1 protein-coding gene is annotated in these 502 nt (G+C 46.2%); it reads right to left on the reverse strand.

Going from position 1 to position 502, the window contains the following annotated elements; genetic code table 11:
- The coding region (locus A3766_RS09305; protein ID WP_304440952.1) for a PEP/pyruvate-binding domain-containing protein at window positions 1-502 on the reverse strand (502 nt) is incomplete at both ends.

Here is a 502-nt window from a genome sequence, read left to right on the forward strand (position 1 = left end):
TAGACCATCTTGATCGCTTTGCTACCCAAGTTACGCTTGAGAATTGCTGGGCGACCAGCTTCATAAGTGGGCTTATGTACATAAAATTCGTCTGGGTTCACTGCACCCTGCACGACAGTTTCACCCAAGCCATATGAGGAAGTGATAAACACCACATCTCTAAAGCCGGATTCGGTATCGAGGGTAAACATAACACCGGAGCTCGCCGTCTCACTGCGCACCATCTTTTGAATACCAGCGGACAATGCGACTTCACTATGCTCAAACTCATGGTGAACACGATAAGAGATCGCTCTATCGTTATAAAGCGAAGCAAAAACTTCTTTAACCAGAGCTTTAACTTGTTCGATTCCGGTAACATTCAAGAAGGTTTCTTGCTGACCAGCAAAAGAAGCCTCAGGCAAATCTTCGGCAGTGGCGGAAGAACGAACTGCAACGGCCAAGTTTTGATTTCCGTCTTGTAGCTTTTTGAAAGCATCTTCAAGCGCCCTATTGAGAGCCT

It is taken from the genome of Oleiphilus sp. HI0132 (assembly GCF_001635845.1).